23 protein-coding genes are annotated in these 21,638 nt (G+C 59.8%); 15 read left to right on the forward strand and 8 right to left on the reverse strand.

The window, feature by feature from the left end; translation table 11 throughout:
• Positions 1-25 precede the first annotated feature (25 nt).
• From K3754_RS17215 to K3754_RS17230, 4 genes are all read left to right on the forward strand, one after another.
• Entirely contained in the window at positions 26-451 is a 426-nt protein-coding gene (locus tag K3754_RS17215; protein ID WP_259938835.1) for a GFA family protein, read from the forward strand.
• Positions 452-542: 91 nt separating this feature from the next.
• Complete coding sequence (locus K3754_RS17220) at positions 543-2,201, forward strand: NAD+ synthase (protein ID WP_259938837.1); 1,659 nt, start codon at positions 543-545, stop codon at positions 2,199-2,201.
• 4 nt (positions 2,202-2,205) lie between these two features.
• A complete protein-coding gene (locus K3754_RS17225; RefSeq protein ID WP_259938838.1) occupies positions 2,206-2,730 on the forward strand; it encodes a hypothetical protein in 525 nt (174 codons plus the stop codon).
• Between the two features lie 32 nt (positions 2,731-2,762).
• On the forward strand, positions 2,763-3,563 hold the full coding sequence (locus K3754_RS17230; RefSeq protein WP_259938839.1) for a PHB depolymerase family esterase: 801 nt from the start codon (positions 2,763-2,765) through the stop codon (positions 3,561-3,563).
• Here the strand turns inward: K3754_RS17230 and K3754_RS17235 are convergent.
• Positions 3,560-4,243 carry a helix-turn-helix transcriptional regulator gene (locus tag K3754_RS17235; RefSeq protein WP_259938840.1) on the reverse strand — a complete coding sequence of 228 codons (684 nt, stop codon included), beginning with the start codon at positions 4,241-4,243 and terminating at the stop codon, positions 3,560-3,562. The genes K3754_RS17230 and K3754_RS17235 overlap by 4 nt on opposite strands.
• 70 nt (positions 4,244-4,313) lie before the next feature.
• Here K3754_RS17235 and K3754_RS17240 point away from each other — a divergent pair, with 70 nt between their 5' ends.
• The 3 genes from K3754_RS17240 (at position 4,314) to K3754_RS17250 (ending at position 5,479) form a co-directional block, all read left to right on the forward strand.
• Positions 4,314-4,631, forward strand: a complete 318-nt coding sequence (locus tag K3754_RS17240; RefSeq protein ID WP_259938841.1) for an NIPSNAP family protein — start codon at positions 4,314-4,316, stop codon at positions 4,629-4,631.
• A gap of 2 nt (positions 4,632-4,633) precedes the next feature.
• Entirely contained in the window at positions 4,634-4,978 is a 345-nt protein-coding gene (locus K3754_RS17245; protein ID WP_259938842.1) for an antibiotic biosynthesis monooxygenase, read from the forward strand.
• Between the two features lie 75 nt (positions 4,979-5,053).
• Complete coding sequence (locus K3754_RS17250) at positions 5,054-5,479, forward strand: thioesterase family protein (RefSeq protein WP_203209907.1); 426 nt, start codon at positions 5,054-5,056, stop codon at positions 5,477-5,479.
• A 15-nt stretch (positions 5,480-5,494) separates the two neighbouring features.
• On the opposite strand, the gene K3754_RS17255 is transcribed toward K3754_RS17250, so the two are convergent.
• Positions 5,495-7,024, reverse strand: coding sequence for a cryptochrome/photolyase family protein (locus K3754_RS17255; protein WP_311201495.1), 1,530 nt, complete (start codon positions 7,022-7,024; stop codon positions 5,495-5,497).
• Entirely contained in the window at positions 7,018-7,683 is a 666-nt protein-coding gene (locus K3754_RS17260) for an SDR family NAD(P)-dependent oxidoreductase (protein ID WP_259938844.1), read from the reverse strand. The genes K3754_RS17255 and K3754_RS17260 overlap by 7 nt, the downstream gene beginning before the upstream one ends.
• Positions 7,684-7,988: 305 nt before the next feature.
• Between K3754_RS17260 and K3754_RS17265 the strand changes: the two genes are divergently transcribed.
• Positions 7,989-9,557 carry a 2-isopropylmalate synthase gene (locus tag K3754_RS17265; protein WP_259938845.1) on the forward strand — a complete coding sequence of 523 codons (1,569 nt, stop codon included), beginning with the start codon at positions 7,989-7,991 and terminating at the stop codon, positions 9,555-9,557.
• Positions 9,558-9,892: 335 nt separating this feature from the next.
• On the opposite strand, the gene K3754_RS17270 is transcribed toward K3754_RS17265, so the two are convergent.
• Complete coding sequence (locus K3754_RS17270) at positions 9,893-10,477, reverse strand: VOC family protein (protein ID WP_203209904.1); 585 nt, start codon at positions 10,475-10,477, stop codon at positions 9,893-9,895.
• Between the two features lie 172 nt (positions 10,478-10,649).
• Between K3754_RS17270 and K3754_RS17275 the strand changes: the two genes are divergently transcribed.
• The 7 genes from K3754_RS17275 to K3754_RS17305 are packed head-to-tail and all read left to right on the forward strand — an operon-like array spanning position 10,650 to position 17,646.
• On the forward strand, positions 10,650-11,696 hold the full coding sequence (locus K3754_RS17275) for a rod shape-determining protein (protein WP_025049534.1): 1,047 nt from the start codon (positions 10,650-10,652) through the stop codon (positions 11,694-11,696).
• A 43-nt stretch (positions 11,697-11,739) separates the two neighbouring features.
• Positions 11,740-12,648, forward strand: coding sequence for a rod shape-determining protein MreC (mreC, locus tag K3754_RS17280; protein ID WP_259938846.1), 909 nt, complete (start codon positions 11,740-11,742; stop codon positions 12,646-12,648).
• Complete coding sequence (locus tag K3754_RS17285) at positions 12,645-13,184, forward strand: rod shape-determining protein MreD (protein WP_259938848.1); 540 nt, start codon at positions 12,645-12,647, stop codon at positions 13,182-13,184. The genes mreC and K3754_RS17285 overlap by 4 nt, the downstream gene beginning before the upstream one ends.
• A gap of 14 nt (positions 13,185-13,198) precedes the next feature.
• Complete coding sequence (mrdA, locus tag K3754_RS17290) at positions 13,199-15,142, forward strand: penicillin-binding protein 2 (protein ID WP_203209901.1); 1,944 nt, start codon at positions 13,199-13,201, stop codon at positions 15,140-15,142.
• Positions 15,139-16,278, forward strand: a complete 1,140-nt coding sequence (gene rodA, locus K3754_RS17295; RefSeq protein WP_203209900.1) for a rod shape-determining protein RodA — start codon at positions 15,139-15,141, stop codon at positions 16,276-16,278. The genes mrdA and rodA overlap by 4 nt, the downstream gene beginning before the upstream one ends.
• Before the next feature lie 31 nt (positions 16,279-16,309).
• Positions 16,310-16,720 carry a VOC family protein gene (locus K3754_RS17300; RefSeq protein WP_259938852.1) on the forward strand — a complete coding sequence of 137 codons (411 nt, stop codon included), beginning with the start codon at positions 16,310-16,312 and terminating at the stop codon, positions 16,718-16,720.
• Positions 16,717-17,646, forward strand: a complete 930-nt coding sequence (locus tag K3754_RS17305) for a glyoxylate/hydroxypyruvate reductase A (RefSeq protein ID WP_203209898.1) — start codon at positions 16,717-16,719, stop codon at positions 17,644-17,646. The genes K3754_RS17300 and K3754_RS17305 overlap by 4 nt, the downstream gene beginning before the upstream one ends.
• A gap of 18 nt (positions 17,647-17,664) precedes the next feature.
• Here the strand turns inward: K3754_RS17305 and K3754_RS17310 are convergent, their stop codons facing one another.
• From K3754_RS17310 to dut, 4 genes are all read right to left on the reverse strand, one after another.
• The gene (locus tag K3754_RS17310; RefSeq protein ID WP_259938855.1) at positions 17,665-19,677 is read right to left on the reverse strand and encodes a M3 family metallopeptidase; all 2,013 of its coding nucleotides are present in this window, start codon (positions 19,675-19,677) and stop codon (positions 17,665-17,667) included.
• Between the two features lie 71 nt (positions 19,678-19,748).
• Positions 19,749-20,090 (reverse strand): DUF1428 domain-containing protein, encoded by a 342-nt coding sequence (locus K3754_RS17315; RefSeq protein ID WP_259938856.1) that lies wholly within the window; start codon positions 20,088-20,090, stop codon positions 19,749-19,751.
• Positions 20,091-20,141: 51 nt separating this feature from the next.
• Positions 20,142-21,200, reverse strand: coding sequence for a molybdopterin-synthase adenylyltransferase MoeB (locus tag K3754_RS17320; protein ID WP_259938858.1), 1,059 nt, complete (start codon positions 21,198-21,200; stop codon positions 20,142-20,144).
• On the reverse strand, positions 21,200-21,637 hold the full coding sequence (gene dut / locus K3754_RS17325) for a dUTP diphosphatase (RefSeq protein WP_409202393.1): 438 nt from the start codon (positions 21,635-21,637) through the stop codon (positions 21,200-21,202). The genes K3754_RS17320 and dut overlap by 1 nt, the downstream gene beginning before the upstream one ends.
• Position 21,638: the final 1 nt, after the last annotated feature.

Genomic DNA, 21,638 nt, shown 5'->3' on the forward strand with positions numbered 1-21,638 from the left:
GCTACCCCAAATTCAGGAGATTTCCATGACCGATGACACCCAAACCCAATACACGGGCCGCTGCTATTGCGGCGCATTGCAATATGCCGCCGAGGGCAAGCCGGTTTTCAAGGCGCAATGCCATTGCCGCGAATGTCAGTACTTCTCAGGCGGCGGGCCAAACTATTTCATGATGATGCCCAAAGACGGTCTCCACTGGACCAAAGGCACCCCGAAAGAGTTCACTCGGCCAGATCTGGAAGGCGCCGTCACCAGATGTTTTTGCGGGCAATGCGGAACGCATATTCTCACGAAACTGCCTGCGCGGGATCATGTCGTGCTCAAGGTGGGGACGCTGGATGAACCCTCCCGTTTTGGCGCGGCCAAAGCGGCGATCTACGTGGTGGATCAACAACCGTTTCACCTTGTTCCTGAGGGTCTTCCCGCGTTCGAACGGCTGCCTCCGCGCTGATCCGGCGCGGCACTTGGACGCGATTGGGGTTTTCCCCCGGCGTTGATCTGCTACATCACAGGTCAGACGTATTTTTCTATCGAGGCAGCGCATGGCAGACCGGTTTCGCATCACCTTGGGTCAGTTGAACCCGACCGTCGGAGATTTGGCAGGCAATGCCGCGTTGGCCCGCGAGGCATGGCAAGCGGGCAAGGAGGCAGGCGCCGATCTCGTAGCCCTGCCGGAGATGTTCATCACCGGGTACAACGCGCAGGATCTGGTGATGAAACGCGCGTTCCAGCTGGATGTGATGACCCATATTGAGGCATTGGCCGCCGATTGTGCGGATGGCCCCGCATTGGCCATTGGGGCGCCGTGGGCCGAAGGCACCGCGCTGTATAATGCCTATCTGATCCTGAAAGGCGGCAAAATCGCCAGCCGGTCGCTCAAATACAATCTGCCCAACGAAACCGTTTTTGACGAGGTGCGCATCTTTGATGCCGGACCGTTGGGTGGACCATACTCCGTTGGCAACACCCGCATCGGATCACCAATATGCGAGGATGCATGGCACCCGGATGTGGCCGAAACGCTTGAGGAAACCGGGGCGGAGTTCCTTTTGGTGCCCAATGGATCGCCCTACTATCGCAACAAGATGGAAACCCGCATGAACGTGATGGTCGCGCGGGTGATCGAAACCGGCCTGCCACTGATTTACCTCAATATGATCGGCGGGCAGGACGATCAGGTCTTTGATGGTGCATCCTTTGCCCTGAACCCCGGCGGAAAACTGGCCATGCAACTGCCCGCGTTTGAACGGCAGATCACCCATGTCGATCTGGAACGCACCCCAGAAGGCTGGCGCGTGGTGCAGCAGGATCTGGCGCATTTGCCCGATGCCTGGGAGCAAGATTACCGCGTGATGGTGCTGGGCCTGCGCGATTACATGCGCAAAACCGGGTTCAAGAAGGTGCTGCTGGGTCTGTCAGGCGGCATCGACAGCGCCATTGTTGCCACCATCGCAGTGGACGCACTTGGCGCAGACAACGTGCGCTGTGTGATGTTGCCGTCCGAATACACATCACAAGCATCGCTCGATGATGCCGAAGCGGTCGCCAAGGCTTTGGGCTGCCGTTACGATTACGTGCCAATCTCCGAAGGCCGCGCCGCGATAACCAATACGCTTGCCCCGTTGTTCGAAGGGTATGAGCCCGGTTTGACCGAGGAAAACATCCAATCGCGTCTGCGTGGATTGTTGTTGATGGCGATGTCCAACAAATTTGGCGAAATGCTGTTGACCACCGGCAACAAATCCGAGGTTGCGGTCGGCTATGCCACGATCTACGGCGATATGTCGGGGGGCTATAACCCGATCAAGGACATGTACAAAACCCGCGTGTTTGAGACCTGCCGCTGGCGCAATGCCAATCACCGCGACTGGATGATGGGGCCGGAAGGCGAGATGATCCCGGACCGGATCATCACCAAGCCGCCCGCCGCCGAATTGCGCGAGGATCAAAAAGACAGCGACAGCCTGCCGGATTATCCAGTGCTGGACGCGATCCTGAATATTCTGGTGGATCAGGACGGCTCGATCGAGGATTGTGTTGCGGCCGGATTTGACCGCGATATCGCAAAGAAGGTCGAACATCTGATCTATATTTCCGAATACAAGCGGTTCCAGTCCGCCCCCGGTCCGCGTCTGACCAAAGGGGCGTTTTGGCTGGATCGGCGCTACCCGATTGTGAACCGCTGGCGCGATCCGAGCTAGGGCGATGACGCCGCCGATCCTTGTGCAGACCCGGCGCAGCAGATCTCTGATGATCGCCGGCTCCTTTGCGGTGTTGGCGGTGTTCTGTTTGGGCTTTTTCGGTCTGGCCCTGACACGCGCCGCCCCGCTGGACGCATTGCCTTTTGTCACGTTCGCAGTAGGGGTCGGTTGTGCCGCGTTGACGTTCTACTTTGTCGGTGTTGCCCTGCGTGCGCCTATGGCGCTGCGCATGGATCAAAATGGCATCTCTGGCTATTACGCCGAACCGGCAGAATGGGCGGAGATCAAGGACATCGGCGTGATCACCGGCCAGAAGGGGCATCGTTTTTTAGGCTTTGCCCTGCATGACCCCATCGCCTTTCGGGACCGGCAAACCGCTTGGCGGCGGCTGACCTCATGGTCCAGCGGGCGCAGCAGCGGCTATCATATCGTTATTCCTGAGCTGATCCTGAAAGACCGATCCGTGGATGATCTGGCGGCAGAGGCCAATGCCCTGCGCAAGGCGGCAGTGCACGGGGATGTGAATTGAGCCTAGGCGCGGGGCGTTGCACTCTGCCCCTCATGCGTATTCTTGCCCTGCTTTTGAGCCTGCTTGCAACCCCGGCCCTTGCCTGCGGACCCGACAGTGATTGCCGCATCGGTGAACGGTCCTATCGGATCTCCATGCCGCAGGATCACGCGGGCAACGGCCCTGTCGGCGCGTTGATCTGGTCGCACGGCTATCGCGGCAGCGCCGCCGGGGTGATGCGCAACCGCGCCTTGCGGCGGGTGGCATCAGAGGCCGGATTGGCCCTGATCGCGGCGCAGGGTGTGAATGGTTCTTGGAACCTGCCCAACGGGCCGCGCACCATGGACAGCACCGGCGCGGCAGAATTTGCCTATTTCGATGCGGTCCTCGCCGATGCCACCAACCGTTTCGACATCGATCCGTCCCGCGTTGTGGCCAGCGGCTTCAGCGCGGGCGGCATGATGGTGTGGTATCTGGCCTGCCTGCACCCGCAGCCCTTCGCCGCCTTTGTCCCGTTCTCCGGCACCTACTGGAAGGAACCGCCCGCAAATTGCACCGCACCGGCCCGCAGCATTTTGCACATCCACGGCGATGCAGATCGGACAGTCCCCTTGAATGGCCGCCCCATTGGCGAGACACATCAGGGCCGGGTTATGGATGCGCTGTCCCAATACCGCGAGTTTGGAGGTTTCGGGAATCCCGCGCAAAGCAAGCCGCTGAACCTGTCCTGCAAGACCCGCAAGAACGCATCCGGCAATATTCTGGAATATTGCCTGTTTCCGGGCGGGCATTCGTTTAGCACCAGGCACCTTGGCTATGCATTGAAGCGGCTGAAGGCCGAAGGCCAGCTCTAGACCGGGCCAAAAGCATCCCGAAACGCGGCCTCACCTTTGGGCGAGAACCGGACCACCCGTGTACCGTCTTCGCGTTGTGCCCAACCGAGGGCCTGCATCTGTGCCAGAATGGCCCGTCCGACACTGCCCGCCAGATGGGTCTGCCGGGCGCTCCAGTCCAGACAGGACCGGCACAGCGGTGTCTTGCTGCGTTTGAGTGCCGCCAGATCGACGCCAAAATCCGTCAGGAACACCTCACCTTTGGCGGTCAGGGTCACGGCTTCTCCGGTTTCATGCAGCATGCCGCGTGCCAATAGACCCTGATAAAGCGCGATGCCCTTTTCACCTGCCAAATGGCTGTAGCAAACCCGCGCCTCGCGCAGTGCTGCATCGCGCGGGCCGGTGCGGGTGCGCAAGTGTCCCGCGCCCGCAGCCAGCCCCATCAGCGCCTCAAGCGCATGGGCCACATCGTCATTGCCAAGCGTGAAATACTTGTGCCGCCCGGATTTGCGGCACTGGATCATCTCCGCTGCCTCCAATTTGGACAAATGGGCGCTGGCGGTTTGCACGGTCACACCCGCCTCTCCGGCCAATTCGGTGGCGGTCAGGGCCTTGCCCGCCATCAGCGCAGTCAGAATATTGGCGCGGGCCGGATCGCCGATCAGCGCCGCAATGCGGGATATATCTGGGCCGTCTTTCATACTTCGACCATAGCCGAAGCATTGCCGCCGATCAATCCGCTAGAACCGGGCCAGCAACAAGGAGACACCCATGCTGACCTGTATCATCAAATACCACATCGATCCCACCAAGAAAGCCGCCTTCGAACAATACGCCCGCAACTGGGGTCAGGCAATCCCGCGCTGCGGCGCCGATCTGATCGGTTATTACGCCCCGCACGAAGGGTCCAGCACCCTTGCCTATGGCATCTATAACATCCCGGATCTGGCCGCTTATGAGGCCTATCGCGCCCGGTTGGCCGCAGATCCGCTGGGCCGCGAGAATTATGAGTTTGCCCAATCCGAAAAGTTCCTCTTGCGCGAGGACCGGACCTTTCTCAAGCTGGTGTCCACACCGCATGGAGCGTAAGAATGATCGCTGTAATATTCGAAGTGATGCCGCACCCGGACCGCAAAGGCGATTACCTCGACCTTGCCGCTGAGATGAAACCGCTGGTCGATCAGGTGGACGGGTTTATCTCTGTCGAAAGGTTTCAAAGTCTGACCAACCCGGACAAGTTGTTGTCCCTGTCATTCTTCCGCGATGAAGAAGCCGTGCAAAACTGGCGCAAACTGGCAGCCCATCGCAAGGCGCAGGCCAGGGGGCGGGCGGGTATTTTTACCGATTATCATCTGCGCATCGCCCATGTGATCCGCGATTATGGCCTGTCGGACCGCGACGAGGCACCGGACGACAGCCGCGCCAGCCACGGCTGATCCTGCGCTGCATTGTGACCGGCCCGTGTTTCACGCTAAACAGGGGCCGGATCACAACCAAAGGAGCCCTGCAGCATGGGCAAGGTATTTGTCACCGACCGCGAACTGCGATTTGGCGATTGCGATATTTCGGGCACCGCCTACTTCCCCTCCTACCTCAATCTTCTGAACGGCGTGAACGAGGAATACTGGGCGCACATCGGCTATCCTTGGCATGAAATCATCTGGAAAGAGCGCTGGGGCACACCCACGGTTCACCTGACCTGCGATTTCTCGATCCCATCGCTGTTTGGCCAAACCCTGACGTTTGAACTGCGGGTGGTGCGCGTCGGACGGTCCTCTGTAACCCTCAAGCACGAGATCAGCTGCAAGGGCGAAAAACGTTGGAACAGCACACAGGTTCTCGCGGCCTCTGATCTGGACAAACATACCTCTGTGCCCTGGCCGGCCCCTGTCAAGGCAACGCTGGACGATTGGCTGATCACGGACGGGGAAGCCTAGGGGCAGGATCCTGGCTTAAACCACTTCGCCTGCGTCCAATCGTTTAAGCCATTCGCCTGCATCTTTCAAAACGGTTTCGCGCCGGTCACCATCCATCCGATCCCATGTGCGGTACATATTGCCCATCCGCGCATTGTCTTTGAACCTGTCCCGATGCCGGTCCAGAAAATGCCAATACAGCAGGTTGAAAGGGCAGGCTCCCTCTCCCGTCTTCACACTGACCTTGTAGTCGCAACCTTTGCAGTAGTTCGACATCCGGTTGATATACGCCCCGGATGACACATAGGGCTTGGAGGCAATGACCCCGCCATCGGCAAATTGGCTCATCCCGATAGTATTGGGTGCCTCGACCCATTCAAACGCATCGGCGTAAACCTCCAGATACCATTCATGCACCTGCGTGGGGTCCACTCCGGCCAGAAGGGCAAAATTGCCCGTCACCATGAGCCGCTGAATGTGATGGGCATAGGCACTGGTCTGGGTCTGGCGCACCGCATGGGCCACACAGTTCATTTTTGTTTCCGCGCCCCAGTAGAAGTCAGGCAGATCCCGATTATGGCCCAAGGCATTCCGGGTGACATAGTCTGGCCCTTCGAGAAAATAGATCCCCCGCACATATTCGCGCCAGCCGATGATCTGGCGGATGAACCCCTCGGCAGCATTGATCGGCACGTCACCGTCCTGCCAAGCCTGTTCCGCCGCCCGGCAAATCTCGAGCGGACCCAGCAAACCGATATTCAGATATGGCGACAGTACCGCATGATAGAGGGTCTCATGTTCCTCCAACATGGCATCCTGATAGTCTCCGAATTTAGGCAGCGCATGGGTGACGAAGTGATCCAAAGCCTTCAGTGCCTGCGCTCGCGTGGTCGCAAATTCGAAGGGATAAAGATCACCAAAATGGTCGGCACACCGTGCCTCCACCAGTTCGAGCACTTCTTTGGTGAGGGCGTCGGGCTCAAACCGCAACGGCCCGTCGTAATCCACGTCATCCGGTGCAGGTTTGCGGTTGTCGTGATCATAGTTCCACTGCCCGCCAGCGGGGTCATCGCCTTCCATCAGCAAACCGGTTTTGCGCCGCATCTCGCGATAGAAATATTCCATCCGCAAAGCTTTGCGCCCCTCGGCCCAGTCCTCGAATTCGGCATGTGACGCAAGAAACCGATCATCGGGCAGCATCCGCACCTTGATCGGCGCATACTTCAGCTTTTCGATCAGCCGCCATTCTCCCGGCTCGGTGCAGACCACCTCTTGCGCCCCGGTCTCTTCCGCCCGGCGCAGCAGCTCTCCGACGATGGAGCCGGCATTGTGCGTATCGTCCAGCCGGGTATAGCGCAGATCCCAGCCGTCCTCTTCCAACAGATGTGCAAACTGGCGCATCGCAGCAAAGACCAGCGCGATTTTCTTGGGGTGATGACGCACATAGCCGGCCTCGTCCGCAACCTCGGCCATCACAACGATATCGCTGCCCTTGTCCGCCTCTGCCAAAGCGCTGAGCCCCTCGGACAATTGATCCCCAAGCACCAAGATCAACCGGCTCACCACGGCACCTCTGCGCCCGACCAATCAAAAAACCCACCCGTTTGCGAAGGGGTCAGTCCATCCATCACACCCAGCAGATTCTGTGCCGCTTCCTCCGCTGGTACGGCGGGATGGCGGCCCAGATAGGCTTCGGTAAACGGCGTGGCCACGGTGCCAGGATGCAGCGCCACGCAGATGCTCTGCGGATGGCTGCGGGACAATTCGATCGCTGCCGTATGTACAATCTGGTTCACCGCCGCCTTGGCACTGCGATAGCTGATCCAACCGCCCAGACGGTTGTCGCCAATCGACCCCACCCGCGCCGACAAGACCGCAAAAACCGCCTGGCGGTCCTTGGGCAGCAACTTATGCGCCTGTGCCAATACCAGCGCCGGACCAACCGCATTGAGCGCAAATTGATCCATCATCGCGTCCTTGCGCACCGCACGAATGGTCTTTTCCGGCGCCGCGCCGCCAATCTCCAACGCGCCGCTAGCGACAATCACCTTATCAAACGGCCCCGCCAGCCGCCCCAAGTGATGCGCAACGCTGTCCGGGTCCGTCAGATCGAACCCATCACCGGATCGCGACAGGCCCACCACACGATCCTCGCGCGCCATATGGACCTGCATCAGTGCAGACCCGATCCCGCCGCTGGATCCAATTATCAAAACATCTCTCATATGCGGGAACTAGCGGTGCAAAGACGCGGATCAATCTTTCATTTGACCAAATGACTCAGCCACCCCCGCGCCACGCTCGCAACAACAAAGATCATTCACCCCCTTTCCATTTGCAAATGCACCGGTATAACTACGCCCCATGACACACGCCGCCCATATCCCAACCCTGCCGCGCCCCTGCGCGGCCATGCTGCGTGCCAACCTGCTGCTACTAATCCGCCTCTGAGCGTGCCATTCCGGCGCGCCCGCTCAGAGGGATGTGCCGCGCGCCAATGGATTTCAAAGCAGACAAGAAAGACCCAGACATGACAGATATATCCAAACAAGACCGCGTCTTGATTTTTGACACCACCTTGCGCGATGGGGAACAATCCCCCGGCGCGACCATGACCCACGCCGAAAAGCTCGAAATTGCGGGTCTTCTGGACGAAATGGGCGTCGATATCATCGAGGCCGGCTTTCCCATTGCCTCCGAAGGAGACTTCAACGCAGTGAGCGAGATTGCCCGCCTGTCCAAGAACAGCGTCATTTGCGGGTTGGCCCGTGCGCAATTTGGCGACATCGACCGCTGTTGGGAAGCGGTGAAACATGCCCCTCAGCCGCGCATCCACACTTTTATCGGCACCTCGCCGCTGCACCGCGCCATTCCGAACCTGACCATGGACGAAATGGCCGACCGTATCCACGAAACCGTAACCCACGCCCGCAACCTTTGCGACAATGTGCAATGGTCGCCAATGGATGCCACGCGCACCGAATTGGACTACCTCTACCGGGTCGTGGAAATCGCGATCAAGGCGGGTGCGACAACGATCAACATTCCCGACACCGTTGGCTATACCGCCCCGCGCGAAAGCGCCGATCTGATAGCAAAACTGCTCGAAAACGTGCCCGGCGCGGATGAGATCATCTTTGCCACCCACTGCCACAATGACCTGGGGATGGCGACGGCCAACAGCCTGGCGGCGGTCGAGGCCGGCGCGCGGCAGATCGAGTGCACGATCAACGGCCTTGGCGAACGGGCGGGCAACACCGCGCTCGAAGAGGTCGTGATGGCCCTGAAAGTGCGCAATGACATCATGCCGTTCCAGACAGGCATCGACAGCACCAAGATCATGAACATCTCGCGCCGTGTCGCGGCGGTGTCTGGCTTTGCGGTGCAGTTTAACAAGGCCATTGTAGGCAAAAACGCCTTTGCCCACGAAAGCGGCATCCACCAGGACGGGATGCTCAAGAACGCCGAGACCTTCGAGATCATGCGCCCCGAAGATGTGGGCCTGACCGAAACCAATATCGTGATGGGCAAGCATTCGGGCCGGGCCGCGCTGCGCTCCAAGCTGGAGAACCTCGGGTTCGAGCTCGGCGACAACCAGCTCAAGGATGTGTTTGTCCGGTTCAAAGAACTCGCCGATCGCAAGAAGGAGGTCTATGATGACGACCTCATCGCCCTCATGCGCACCGCAACCGACAGCGAGGCAGACCAGATCAAGCTCAAGTCGATGCATGTGATCTGCGGCACCGAAGGCCCAAATCAGGCGCGGATGGTGCTTGATGTGGACGGCGAGGAGCACAGTACCGAACAGACCGGCGATGGCCCTGTGGACGCAGCATTCAACTGCGTCAAAGCCATTGTGCCCCATGATGCGCGCTTGCAGCTTTATCAGGTTCATGCGGTGACGGAAGGCACAGATGCGCAGGCCACGGTTTCTGTGCGCATGGAAGAGGACGGTCGGATCGTCACAGGCCAATCGGCGGACACTGACACGGTTGTGGCATCGGTCCGCGCCTATGTGCACGCACTGAACCGTTTGTTGGTCCGCCGCGAAAAAGGCGGCACGGACAAACGCGAGGTCAGCTACAAAGACGTGAGCTAAAAGGGTTTCGGACCGCAGATGCGATCCGACCAACCGGGGGCGCTGCCCCCGGACCCCCGGGATATATCTGACCTGCAAAAGAAATGAAGTTGGCTGAAATCACTACGCCGGGGAACGACAAGCGCCCCCCGGCCGAAAAAAGCAATGCTTCTTCCGCAGGCACGGCCATCGGCGTCCCCGCCTGTACCGCATTTCTTAATCTCCTTTGAAAATCTTAAGAAACTCTGAATAATAGACTTTCGCCTGAGCGTTTTCTTTTGCAGGCCAAAATATTCCTAGGGGGTTCGGGGGGCAAAGCCCCCCGACCGGTCGGGCCATGTCAATGGCCCGAAACCTCACCTATAAGGATTTCTCGCCCCACGGTCCGCGCTCAGTGAGGCCTGACCGCGCTCTACAATCAGGACACTGGCATCTGCCAAGTGTTCCCGCTCTATCGCCTTGGCACCGCGTTCCACCCTCAGTTTATGTGCCTCCAGCATCACTTCGGCATGGCTGACTCCGCGCGGCGGGATAAAGGCATAGCAGGCCAGCTCGATCAGCAGCCCAAGCGGATCTTTGAAATAGATCGAATGCATGAACCCGCGATCCTTGACCCCGGAATGGCCGATCCCGCGGGCTTCGAGCCGCTCGATAATCTGATCGAACATCGCCCGGTCCACTTCGAACGCGATATGATGCACACAGCCGGGATCGGTGGGCGTGCGCTTGTGCACCGGTTTGCGCTCTTCGTTGGTAAAGATCGTGATAAGCCGCCCGTCACCTGGATCGAAATAGAGATGCCCTTCGTTGGGGTCGTCCAGATTGGGCTGGTCAAAGATGAATGGCATGCCCAGCACCCCTTCCCAGAAGTCGATTGAGCTTTGCCGGTCTGCGCCGGTCAGGGTGATGTGATGCACGCCCAAGCTTTGAATTTTCTTCATTTCACGCCTCTCCTTGATGCCGCTTTGTCCTTCAATATAGGGCACCGGCGACAAGATGCCGAATGTCTTTGCCAAACCCCTTTCACCTGCCCCTGTGCGGGCCTATAAGGACCCCCAGCCCGCCACTGTCAGAGTCGCGGGCCATTATGACTTTAACAAGGTGCGCGACCTTATGAATATCTTTGGAAACCTCGGCGGTTTGTTTTCGTCCGACATGGCAATTGACCTCGGCACGGCCAACACCCTGGTCTATGTCAAAGGCAAAGGTATCATCCTGTCGGAGCCTTCGGTCGTGGCCTACCACGTCAAGGATGGCGTCAAGAAAGTGCTGGCCGTGGGCGAGGATGCCAAGCTGATGCTGGGCCGGACGCCCGGCAGCATTGAGGCGATTCGTCCGATGCGCGAAGGTGTGATCGCCGATTTCGACACCGCCGAAGAAATGATCAAACATTTCATTCGCAAGGTGCACAAACGCTCCACCTTTTCCAAGCCCAAGATCATCGTTTGCGTGCCGCATGGTGCCACGCCGGTTGAAAAACGGGCGATCCGCCAGTCGGTTCTGTCCGCAGGGGCGCGCCGCGCCGGCCTGATCGCAGAGCCCATCGCAGCCGCCATTGGTGCAGGCATGCCAATCACCGATCCAACCGGCAACATGGTTGTGGACATCGGCGGCGGCACGACCGAGGTGGCAGTTTTGTCGCTGGGCGACATCGTTTACGCCCGCTCCGTGCGTGTCGGCGGCGACCGTATGGATGAGGCTATCATCAGCTATTTGCGCCGCCAGCAGAACCTGCTTGTGGGTGAAACCACCGCCGAGCGGATCAAAACCTCTATCGGCACCGCACGGATGCCCGATGACGGGCGCGGCACGTCGATGCAGATCCGTGGGCGCGACCTGCTCAACGGGGTGCCAAAGGAGATCGAAGTCACGCAGGCCCAAATCGCCGAAGCGCTTGCCGAACCCGTGCAGCAGATTTGCGAGGCGGTGATGACCGCACTGGAAACCACCCCGCCGGATCTGGCCGCAGACATCGTAGATCGCGGTGTGATGCTGACGGGCGGCGGTGCGCTTTTGGGTGATCTGGATCTGGCCCTGCGCGAGCAGACAGGGCTGGCCGTATCTATCGCGGACGAATCCCTTAATTGTGTGGCGCTTGGCACCGGCAAGGCGCTGGAATATGAAAAACAACTGCGCCACGCCATCGACTACGACAGCTAACCGCAAAACCCCACCGGCCCCCCGGTCAGGAGCGTAACACCCCATGGCCAAAGACCGTTCCCAGTCCAGTGACTATACCGGCCCGCTGCGCCGGCTGCTCCTGGCTGTGCTGGTGCTGGTCCTGGCGGCGGTGTTCCTGCTTTGGCGGATCGACAGCCCGCGGGTGGAGCGATTCCGCGCCCAGATCACGGACCGGTTGGTCCCCAATCTGGATTGGGCGATGGCACCGGTCACCGGCACCATCAACCTTTTGCGGGATTATCAAAGCTATCAACGTCTGGCCGAACAAAACCGCGAGCTGCGCAGCGAATTGCGCCAGATGCAGGCCTGGAAAGAGGCTGCGTTGCAGCTGGAGCAGGAAAACGCCCGACTGCTGGATCTCAACAATGTGCGGCTTGATCCGCGCCTGACCTTCATCACCGGCGTTGTGCTGGCCGACAGTGGGTCACCTTTCCGGCAATCCGTGCTGTTGAATGTGGGGGCACGCGATGGGCTGGTTGATGGTTGGGCCACAATGGACGGGATCGGCCTGGTTGGGCGGATTTCCGGTGTTGCAAAGAACACCGCGCGGGTGATCTTGCTCACCGATGCTTCCAGCCGTATTCCCGCGATCATTCAACCCTCCGGCCAGCGTGCCATTGTGGCAGGTGACAACACCGCCGCGCCGCCCATCGATTTTCTGGAAAACCCGGATCTGGTGCGCCCCGGCGACCGGGTGATCAGCTCTGGCGATGGGGGCGTGTTCCCGGCGGGTCTGTTGATCGGGCAGGTTGCTGCCGATCCGGGCGGGCGTTTGCGGGTGCGTTTGGCCGCAGATTATGAGCGGCTCGAATTTTTGCGGGTGCTGCGCCATCACGGCAACGAACAGGTCTCCGACACCGCACAGGTGATCACCGAAAGTGGTCCGTTGCCCGCCGTGGAAAATAACGACGCGACGGACGATCAGCCATGAATGATCTTTCGCAAACACGGCTTTGGCTGATGCGGGCGGCGTTTTTGTTTCTGGCTCTGGTTATCCTGTTCTTTCACCTGTTGCCTCTGACGACGACGCCGAGCCGATGGACTGGCCCTGATCTATTGCTTGGGTTTGCCTGCGCGTGGTCGCTGCGGCGGCCTGAATATGTGCCGGCTCTGGCCTTGGCGCTGGCCTTTCTGATGGCTGATCTGCTGTTGCAGCGCCCGCCCGGTCTTTGGGCCTTGCTGGCGTTGATGGGCTCCGAAAACCTTAAATCCCGCGGGCGCAACCTGCGCGATTCCAGCTTTGCGGTGGAATGGCTGACCGTGGGCGTCGTGATCATCATGGTGATGATGGCGAACCGGTTCCTATTGGCAATTTCATTGGTCGAAGTACCGCATCTGCCGCTGGTCCTTTCCGAACTGGGCATGACCTTGCTATTCTATCCATTGATCGTTCTGGTCACCCATGGGCTGATGCGGGTTCGAAAAACAGCGCCGGGTGATCTGGATGCGCACGGCCAACGGGCCTGAGACGGGAGACACGCGTGAGACGCAACCGTGCCGAAAATGATGCCAGCCACAACAAGCTGACGCGCCGTGCCGCGTTGCTTGGTGGGGCGCAGCTGTTGTTTATGGGCGGTCTTGCGGCGCGGATGCGGTATTTGCAGGTGGATCAGGCGGACCAGTTCCGTCTTCTGGCCGAAGAAAACCGCATCAATATCCGTCTGATCCCGCCCGCTCGCGGCGAGATTTTTGATCGCAACGGTATTCGGCTGGCGCAGAATGTGCCGTCCTACCGGATCGTGATTGTGCGTGAGGATGCCGGCGATGTTGAGGCGGTGCTGGACCGGCTGGCGCAGATCATCACCCTTGATCCCGAAGTGCGGGAGCGTGTCTTGGCCGAGGTCAAGCGCTCCGCGCCGTTTTTGCCCGTCACGATCATCGACGATGTCAGTTGGGAGGACGTGAGCAAGGTCAGCGTGAATGCGCCTGCCCTGCCCGGCGTCACACCCGAGGTGGGCTTGACCCGCGTCTACCCGCGCGGATCGCATTTCGCCCATGTGGTGGGAAGGGTCGGCAGGGTCAGCCAGGCGGATCTTGATGCCCTCGAAGACCCGGACCAATTGCTGCGCATTCCACGGTTCCAGATCGGCAAGATCAACGTAGAAGCGCGGCAGGAATCCTTGTTGCGCGGCAGTGCCGGCACCAAGCAGGTCGAGGTCAACGCAACTGGCCGCGTGATGCGCGAGCTGGCCCGCCGCGAGGGGCAATCAGGCGCGGATCTGCAATTGACCGTGGATGCCAATCTGCAAGGCTACGTTCAGGCGCGTCTGGGCGATGAATCTGCCGCCGTCGTGATCATTGATTGCGAAACCGGTGATCTGGTCGCCAATGCCTCTGCGCCCAGCTATGACCCCAACCTCTTTATCGGCGGCATTTCGTCTGCCGATTATAATCCGCTGTTGCAATCGATCTACCGCCCTCTGGTGAACAAGACCGTGCAAGGCAGCTATCCGCCCGGATCAACCTTCAAGATGATCGTGGCCATGGCCGCGCTGGAGGAAGGCCTCGCCGGACCGGACGACACCGCCTATTGCCCCGGCTTTGTCGAAGTGGCCGATCGCAAGTTCCACTGCTGGAAACGCGCCGGCCATGGCTGGGTTGATCTGGGCAATTCGCTCAAACAATCCTGCGATGTCTATTATTACGATCTGGCGCTCAAGGTCGGCATCGAAAAGATCAGCGCCATGGCAAACCGCTTTGGCCTCGGGATCCGGCATGATCTGCCACTGTCTTCGGTGTCTTCGGGGCTGACACCGACAAAGGACTGGAAAAAAACCGTGCGCGGGGCCGATTGGGTGATTGGCGATACGGTCAACGCCTCCATCGGCCAAGGGTTTATGCTGGCCTCGCCGTTGCAACTGGCCGTGATGACCGCCCGCATCGCAACGGGCCGTGAGATCACGCCGCGTCTGATTAAATCAGTGGACGGTGTGGAACAGCCACCAAGCATCGGCGGACCTTTGGGGCTGAATGAAAACAATCTGCGCCAGATGCGCCGCGGCATGTATGACGTGGTCAACAACCGCCGCGGCACCGCCTACAAGTCGCGGATCATCGCGGAAGATATGCGCATGGCGGGTAAAACCGGCACCAGCCAGGTGCGCAATATCACTGCCGCTGAACGGGCGCGCGGTGTGACCCGTAACCGCGATCTGCCTTGGGAACGCCGCGATCACGCGCTTTTTGTCAGCTTTGCGCCCTACGACAAGCCTCGATATGCAGTGTCGGTGCTGGTCGAACATGGCGGCGGCGGGTCCACAGCGGCAGCGCCGATTGCCCGTGATGTGATGCTGCAGGCTCTTGCCGGAGGAGAGCCGCCGCTGGAAGCCTATCCAACCGGCGACCGCGACCGCATCCGCGAGCAGCAACGCAAGCTTCGCGATATCCAGCCGATGGCCAAGATTGACGGGAAGGATCAGGCATGAGCTATCTTGAACACTCCGTCAAATCCGTTCCCACAGGCCTGCGCAAGGTGTTGTTCGTGAACTGGCCGCTTGCACTGTTGCTGGCCTCGGTCTGCGGTATCGGCTTCCTGATGCTGTATTCCGTTGCGGGCGGATCATTCTCGCCTTGGGCGGAGCCGCAGATCAAACGTTTTGCCCTAGGACTTGGCGTGATGTTCACGGTGGCCTTTGTGCCAATCTGGCTGTGGCGCAACCTGTCTGGCCTGGCCTATGGCGTGTCGTTTCTGCTGCTGCTTGCGGTGGCCTTTATCGGGGAAGAGCGTAAAGGCTCACAACGATGGATCGACCTTGGTTTTATGGACCTTCAGCCCTCTGAGTTGATGAAAATCACCCTGGTGATGTTTCTCGCCGCCTATTATGACTGGCTGCCGGCCAAGAAAGTCTCACGGCCCTTCTGGGTTCTGTTGCCGGTGTTGATCATCTGCGTGCCCACGGCTTTGGTCCTGAAACAACCTGATCTTGGCACCTCCATCCTGCTGCTGACGGCGGGGGGCGGGCTGATGTTTCTGGCAGGTGTGCATTGGGCGTATTTTGCGGCGGTGATCGCCTCTGGCGTTGGTTTGATCACGGCGGTTTTCCAGTCGCGCGGCACCACGTGGCAGCTCTTGAATGATTATCAGTACCGCCGGATCGACACCTTCCTTGACCCCTCTGCCGACCCATTGGGCGCAGGCTATCACATCACCCAATCCAAGATCGCCCTTGGCTCTGGCGGCTGGACTGGGCGCGGATATATGCAAGGCACGCAATCGCGGCTGAACTTCCTGCCGGAAAAGCACACCGACTTTATCTTTACCACGCTGGCCGAAGAGTTTGGCTTTATCGGTGGTGTGTCCCTGCTGAGCCTGTATGCGCTGATCATCGTCTTTTGCATCGGCACCGCGCTGCTCAACAAAGACCGGTTTTCATCCCTGCTCACACTGGGCATTGCGCTGAACTTTTTCCTGTTCTTCGCGGTCAATATGTCGATGGTGATGGGCCTTGCCCCCGTGGTCGGAGTGCCCTTGCCACTGGTCAGCTACGGCGGCTCTGCGATGCTGGTGCTGCTGCTGGCATTTGGACTGGTGCAAAGTGCGCATATCCACAGGCCGCGATAACGCCCCGTCCTCTCAGTTCCAAGGTAGCAAAATGACCATTTTTCATCTGGCCTATAACGTCCGCGATCTGGACAGCGCCCGCACATTCTATGGTGAAACGCTGGGCTGCATGCCGGGCCGGTTCACCGAGACATGGGCTGATTTCAACTTTTTCGGCCATCAGATTTCCCTACATCTGGGGGAGCCTTTTGCCACCGCTGCCACAGGCAAGGTGGGCGATCACATGGTGCCAATGCCGCATTTGGGTGTAATCCTCGCGCTGGACGACTGGAAGGCCTTGGCAAAGCGGCTCACGCAGGCCGGAGTGGATTTTGTGATTCCACCCAGCAGCCGCTTTGCCGGTGAACCGGGCGCGCAAAGCACGATGTTTTTTCACGATCCATCGGGCAACCCGATTGAGATCAAGGGATTTGCCGATATGTCAGGGGTGTTTGCCACATGATCAACGTTCTTTTTGCCGCCCGTCCCGAACGCTGGACCACCTATGAACAGCCACTGCGCGATGCACTTGCCAAGGCGGGGCTCGAGGCCAATCTTGCCATCGACCTGCCCCCCGAAGAGGTCGACTATATCGTCTATGCCCCCAACAGCGATGTGCAGGATTTTGCCCCCTACACCCGCGCCAAGGCGGTGCTGAACCTCTGGGCCGGGGTGGAGAACATCACCGGGAATGAGACCCTGACCATCCCGTTGGCTCGGATGGTTGATCCGGGACTGACCAAAGGCATGGTGGAATGGGTTACAGGCCATGTGATGCGCTATCATCTGGGGATCGACACGGACATTCTGCGCAGTGATGCCAAATGGCAGCCCCGCACGCCGCCTTTGGCACAGGAACGATCGGTTGTGGTGCTGGGCCTCGGGGCATTGGGCGCAGCGGTGGCACAGACCCTGCTTGGTTTGGGTTTTGAGGTTTCTGGCTGGTCGCGCAGCGCCAAATCGATTGAGGGCGTGACCTGTTATTCGGGGGATGCGGGCCTGACGCAGGCTTTGGCACGGGCCGAGATCGCCGTGCTGCTTTTGCCAGACACGCCCGCCACGGAAAATACGCTGAACGCTGAAACACTGTCAGCGATGCCGAAGGGGGCTTTTGTCATCAACCCCGGACGTGGGCCACTTATTGATGACGATGCTCTGTTGGCGGCGCTCGACAATGGCCAGATCGCTCACGCCACGCTGGATGTGTTCCGGGTGGAGCCCTTGCCGCAGGACCATCCCTATTGGGCGCATCCGCAGGTCACGGTTACACCGCATATCGCCGCCGAAACCCGCGCCAGCACTGCATCAGAAGCCATCGTTGAGAACATTCGCCGCGGCGAAGCGGGCGAGCCGTTCCTCAATCTGGTGGACCGATCACTGGGGTATTGACCGGTCCTCAGCCGCGCATCAGGCCGCCAAACCCCGGCCTTTCAGCAGCGCCTCAACTCCCGGCAAGCGCCCGCGAAACGCGACATAAAGCTCTGCCGCGTCGCGGCTTCCGCCGGTGGACAGGATAAGCTGCTCCAGCGCTTTGGCCCGTTCCGGATCAAAGGCGCCGCCCGCCTCTTCAAAGGCTTCAAAGGCATCGGCATCCATCACCTCGGACCACATGTAGCTGTAGTATCCGCTGGAATAGCCATCGCCGGAAAACACATGGGCAAACTGCGGCGTGGCATGACGCATGCGGATAGCCTCTGGCATGCCAAGCGCCGCCAAAACTTCGGCCTGTTTTGCCATCGGATCGGCAGGGGGCGGTCCATCATGGAACGCCAGATCAACCAGCGCAGAGGCAACATATTCCACTGTCTGGAACCCCATATCAAATGTTGCGGCCCCCAGAACCTTGTCCAACATGTCTTGCGGCATGGGCTCTCCGGTTCTGGCATGGGTCGCGAATTCGCCCAGAACTTCCGGCACCTCCAGCCAGTGTTCATAAAGCTGGCTGGGCAGTTCAACAAAATCACGCGCCACAGAGGTGCCACTGACACTTTCATAGGTTACATCCGATAACATCTGATGCAGGGCGTGGCCAAATTCATGGAACAGCGTCCGCGCATCGTCATAAGACAGCAGCGCCGGGTCGGCCTTGGCAAAATTGCAAACGTTGATGACCACCGGGCTTTGCACCTTGGGGAATTTCGCTTGCGATCGCATCGCGGAACACCATGCGCCGGACCGTTTTGACCCACGGGCGAAATAATCACCGATAAACACCGCCACATGTTTGCCATCGCGGGTGACCTCCCATGCGCGGCAGTCCGGATGGTACAGTGGCACATCGAGAGGCGCGAAATTCAGACCGAACAGACGGGTGGCGCAGGCAAAGGCCGCGTCAATCATCCGGTCCAGCTGAAAGTAAGGTTTCAACGCAGCTTCATCCAGATCATGCTCGGCGGCGCGGCGTTTCTCGGCGTAGTAACGCCAGTCCCAGGGGGCCAGATCGCCGTTGATGCCATCATCATGCATCATCCGGGTCAGCACTTCGGCGTCGGCATTGGCCTGGCGCTTTGCAGGTTCCCAGACCTCCATCAGCAGGCCGCGCACTGCCTCCGGTGTTTTGGCCATTTCGGTTTCCAATTTGAAATCCGCAAATGTGTCATAGCCCAGAAGATTTGCCCGTTCCTCGCGCAAGGCCAGCGTTTCGGCGGCGATGGCGCGATTGTCAGTGTCCCCGCCATTTGCTCCGCGTGCCTCCCAAGCGAGAAAGGCTTTCTCGCGCAGGTCGCGGCGCGGCGAGAATTGCAGGAATGGCACGATGAGGGATCGCGACAGGGTGACAACCGGCCCAGCGGCACCTTTTTCCTCGCCTGCCGCACGGGCCGCAGCCACCACGAAATCGGGTAATCCTTCCAGATCATCCTCGGACAGCTCCATGAACCAACTGCGTTCATCCGCGAGCAGGTTTTGGGTGAATTGCGTGCCCAGCACGGCCAGCCGCGCCTTGATGTCTTTCATGCGCTGTTCTTCTTCGCCTTCGAGCGCGGCGCCCGCACGGACAAACCCGCGATGGGTCAGCATCAAGACCCGCGCCTGTTCCTCCGTCAGGTCCAGATCGTCGCGTCCGGCCCAAAGCGCGGCCACACGCGCAAACAATGCTTTGTTGCTGGAAATCTCAGAGAAATGCGCGGCCAGCTTGGGGGAAAAGTCGCGCTGCAACGCCTCTCGGGCCGGATTGCTGTCGGCCCCTGCCACGGTGAAGAACGCACCCAACACTTTGTCGAGCGCCCCGCCTGCCGCCTCCATCGCACCGATGGTGTTGTCAAAATCCGGCGCCGCAGGGTTGCCCGCGATGGCGTCAATCTCGGCCCGGTGTGCGGTCAATGCCTCGTCCAGAGCGGGGGCAAAATCATCGTCAGAAATGGCGTCAAACGGGGCCAGCCCAAAGGGCGTGCTCCAGTCTTGCAAAAGCGGGTTTGTCATGCGGATCTCCTTTGCGCTCAAGCTAGGGCGCAGGTCCGCAGGTTACAATCGGTGACAGCGCTGCCGCGTGATTAAATCCGTTCGAATCCACCAAAGATCATGCGCGCCCCGTCAAAGGGAAAATCGCCGATCTCGCCCATCGCAGGATCGCTCATCGCTGCCTCCATGCCGCTGTCGGCAGTGGCTTTGTCCGGCCATGTGATCCAAGAAAACACCACGGTTTCATCCTCTTTGCACTGCACCGCCATGGGAAAGGACGTCACTTTGCCGGGGGGCACATCCACGCCCCAGCAATCCACGACCTCCAACGCACCGTGTTTCTCGAACAGCGGCACCATAGCGCGGGCCATCCGGATGTAGGCCTCTTTGCTGGCGTTGGGGACTGCGACAACCATGCCGTTGACATATGGCATCTGATTTCTCCTTGCTGTGTTTGTTAAACCTAGCAGAGAACATCACGGCCGTCAGGATGGCTCACCAGCTCCACAAACCGGGCAATCCTTTCGCCGGGATAGAGTGATCGTGCGGCTTTCACCAAAGAGCGCATCATAGATCAACATCTGACCCCGCGCCGGGCTGCCTGCACCAGTGATCAGTTTGATCGCCTCTGCCGCCATCATCGCCCCGATCACGCCCGGCAAGGGGCCAATCACACCTGCCTCGGCACAGCTCGGCGCTAGATGCGCAGCGGGCGCTTGAGGAAAAATACACTGATAGCAGGGGGCTTTCAGCGCCGGGTCAAAGACGCTCAACTGTCCTTCCCATTGGCTCAGCGCGCCAGACACTAGCGGCGTTTTCTCTGCGACACAGATCGCGTTGACGAGGTATCGCGTTTCGAAGTTATCCGTACCATCTAGCACCAGATCATAGTCTGCGATCAATTCGGTTGCGATCTTCTCGGTCAGTCGGCGGTGATAGGGGCGCACTGTGACAAAGGGGTTTTGGGCTTCCATTTCTGCCTGGGCCGAAAACACCTTGGGCATGCCTATGGCCGCATCCTTGTGGATGACCTGCCGTTGCAGATTGGCATTCTCAACCACGTCATCGTCGATCACGCCGATGGTGCCAACGCCCGCCGCCGCGAGGTATTGCAGCGCCGGAGCGCCGAGACCGCCCGCGCCCACGACAAGCACCTTGGCATCCTTGAGCGCCCGCTGCCCTGCGCCGCCAATCTCGCGCAGTACAATGTGGCGGGCATATCGGTTGAGCTCTGTGTCTGAAAAGGCCGCAGATTTCTGCGCTGTGTCCGGCGCGTTCTCGATCTTCGGCGTGGCCTTCAGGCGCAGTCTCTTCAAGATCGCCCGGTATCCCGCCACGATCAGGGCAAAGCCACCCAGCAAAAGCCAGGGTGCAGGGCTTTGACCTGTCATCACCCGCAGGGGGTGCAGGTCTGGAAAGGCCAGTTGAATGCCCAAAACCGCAGCATAGAGAATCGCCAGTAACGTGAGCCGCAGCCGTCGCGGTACATCAAAGACCATACCGCCGAACCAGATGCCGGCGGCGATGAGCAGAACCAAAACCATCAGCCGACCCCGGTAGAGCCAAATCCGCCACTGCCGCGTGCGGTTTCGCCCAGTTGTGCAGCCGTTTCGAACCGGGCCTGCACAACAGGAGCAACAACCATTTGTGCGACACGCATGCCGTGCGTTACCTCAAACGGCTCCGCGCCCGTGTTCAGCAAAATAACCCCCACGGGCCCGCGGTAATCGCTGTCGATGGTGCCGGGGCTGTTGGGCAGGGTGATGCCATGTTTCAACGCCAGACCGGAACGCGGGCGCAGCTGCACCTCAAACCCCGGCGGAATTTCCATATGCAACCCGGTCGGGATCAACGCGCGGCCCATTGGCGGCAGGACCACCGCACCGTCTGGCAGATTGGCCCGCAGATCAGCCCCCGCCGCGCCCGGTGTTTCATATGCAGGCAGGCCCAGTGCGGTATCGGCACCTTCTGCCCATGTCATC

The sequence above is a fragment of the Sulfitobacter sp. M368 genome, assembly GCF_025141875.1.
Lineage (GTDB): Bacteria > Pseudomonadota > Alphaproteobacteria > Rhodobacterales > Rhodobacteraceae > Sulfitobacter > Sulfitobacter mediterraneus_A.

Coding starts and splice junctions, on each gene's coding strand:
- K3754_RS17215 (WP_259938835.1), top strand. CDS start 26: ATGACCGATGACACCCAAACCCAATACACGGGCCGCTGCTATTGCGGC.
- K3754_RS17220 (WP_259938837.1), top strand. CDS start 543: ATGGCAGACCGGTTTCGCATCACCTTGGGTCAGTTGAACCCGACCGTC.
- K3754_RS17225 (WP_259938838.1), top strand. CDS start 2,206: ATGACGCCGCCGATCCTTGTGCAGACCCGGCGCAGCAGATCTCTGATG.
- K3754_RS17230 (WP_259938839.1), top strand. CDS start 2,763: ATGCGTATTCTTGCCCTGCTTTTGAGCCTGCTTGCAACCCCGGCCCTT.
- K3754_RS17235 (WP_259938840.1), bottom strand. CDS start 4,243: ATGAAAGACGGCCCAGATATATCCCGCATTGCGGCGCTGATCGGCGAT.
- K3754_RS17240 (WP_259938841.1), top strand. CDS start 4,314: ATGCTGACCTGTATCATCAAATACCACATCGATCCCACCAAGAAAGCC.
- K3754_RS17245 (WP_259938842.1), top strand. CDS start 4,634: ATGATCGCTGTAATATTCGAAGTGATGCCGCACCCGGACCGCAAAGGC.
- K3754_RS17250 (WP_203209907.1), top strand. CDS start 5,054: ATGGGCAAGGTATTTGTCACCGACCGCGAACTGCGATTTGGCGATTGC.
- K3754_RS17260 (WP_259938844.1), bottom strand. CDS start 7,683: ATGAGAGATGTTTTGATAATTGGATCCAGCGGCGGGATCGGGTCTGCA.
- K3754_RS17265 (WP_259938845.1), top strand. CDS start 7,989: ATGACAGATATATCCAAACAAGACCGCGTCTTGATTTTTGACACCACC.
- K3754_RS17270 (WP_203209904.1), bottom strand. CDS start 10,477: ATGAAGAAAATTCAAAGCTTGGGCGTGCATCACATCACCCTGACCGGC.
- K3754_RS17275 (WP_025049534.1), top strand. CDS start 10,650: ATGAATATCTTTGGAAACCTCGGCGGTTTGTTTTCGTCCGACATGGCA.
- mreC (WP_259938846.1), top strand. CDS start 11,740: ATGGCCAAAGACCGTTCCCAGTCCAGTGACTATACCGGCCCGCTGCGC.
- K3754_RS17285 (WP_259938848.1), top strand. CDS start 12,645: ATGAATGATCTTTCGCAAACACGGCTTTGGCTGATGCGGGCGGCGTTT.
- rodA (WP_203209900.1), top strand. CDS start 15,139: ATGAGCTATCTTGAACACTCCGTCAAATCCGTTCCCACAGGCCTGCGC.
- K3754_RS17300 (WP_259938852.1), top strand. CDS start 16,310: ATGACCATTTTTCATCTGGCCTATAACGTCCGCGATCTGGACAGCGCC.
- K3754_RS17305 (WP_203209898.1), top strand. CDS start 16,717: ATGATCAACGTTCTTTTTGCCGCCCGTCCCGAACGCTGGACCACCTAT.
- K3754_RS17310 (WP_259938855.1), bottom strand. CDS start 19,677: ATGACAAACCCGCTTTTGCAAGACTGGAGCACGCCCTTTGGGCTGGCC.
- K3754_RS17315 (WP_259938856.1), bottom strand. CDS start 20,090: ATGCCATATGTCAACGGCATGGTTGTCGCAGTCCCCAACGCCAGCAAA.
- K3754_RS17320 (WP_259938858.1), bottom strand. CDS start 21,200: ATGGTTTTGGTTCTGCTCATCGCCGCCGGCATCTGGTTCGGCGGTATG.
- dut (WP_409202393.1), bottom strand. CDS start 21,637: ATGACATGGGCAGAAGGTGCCGATACCGCACTGGGCCTGCCTGCATAT.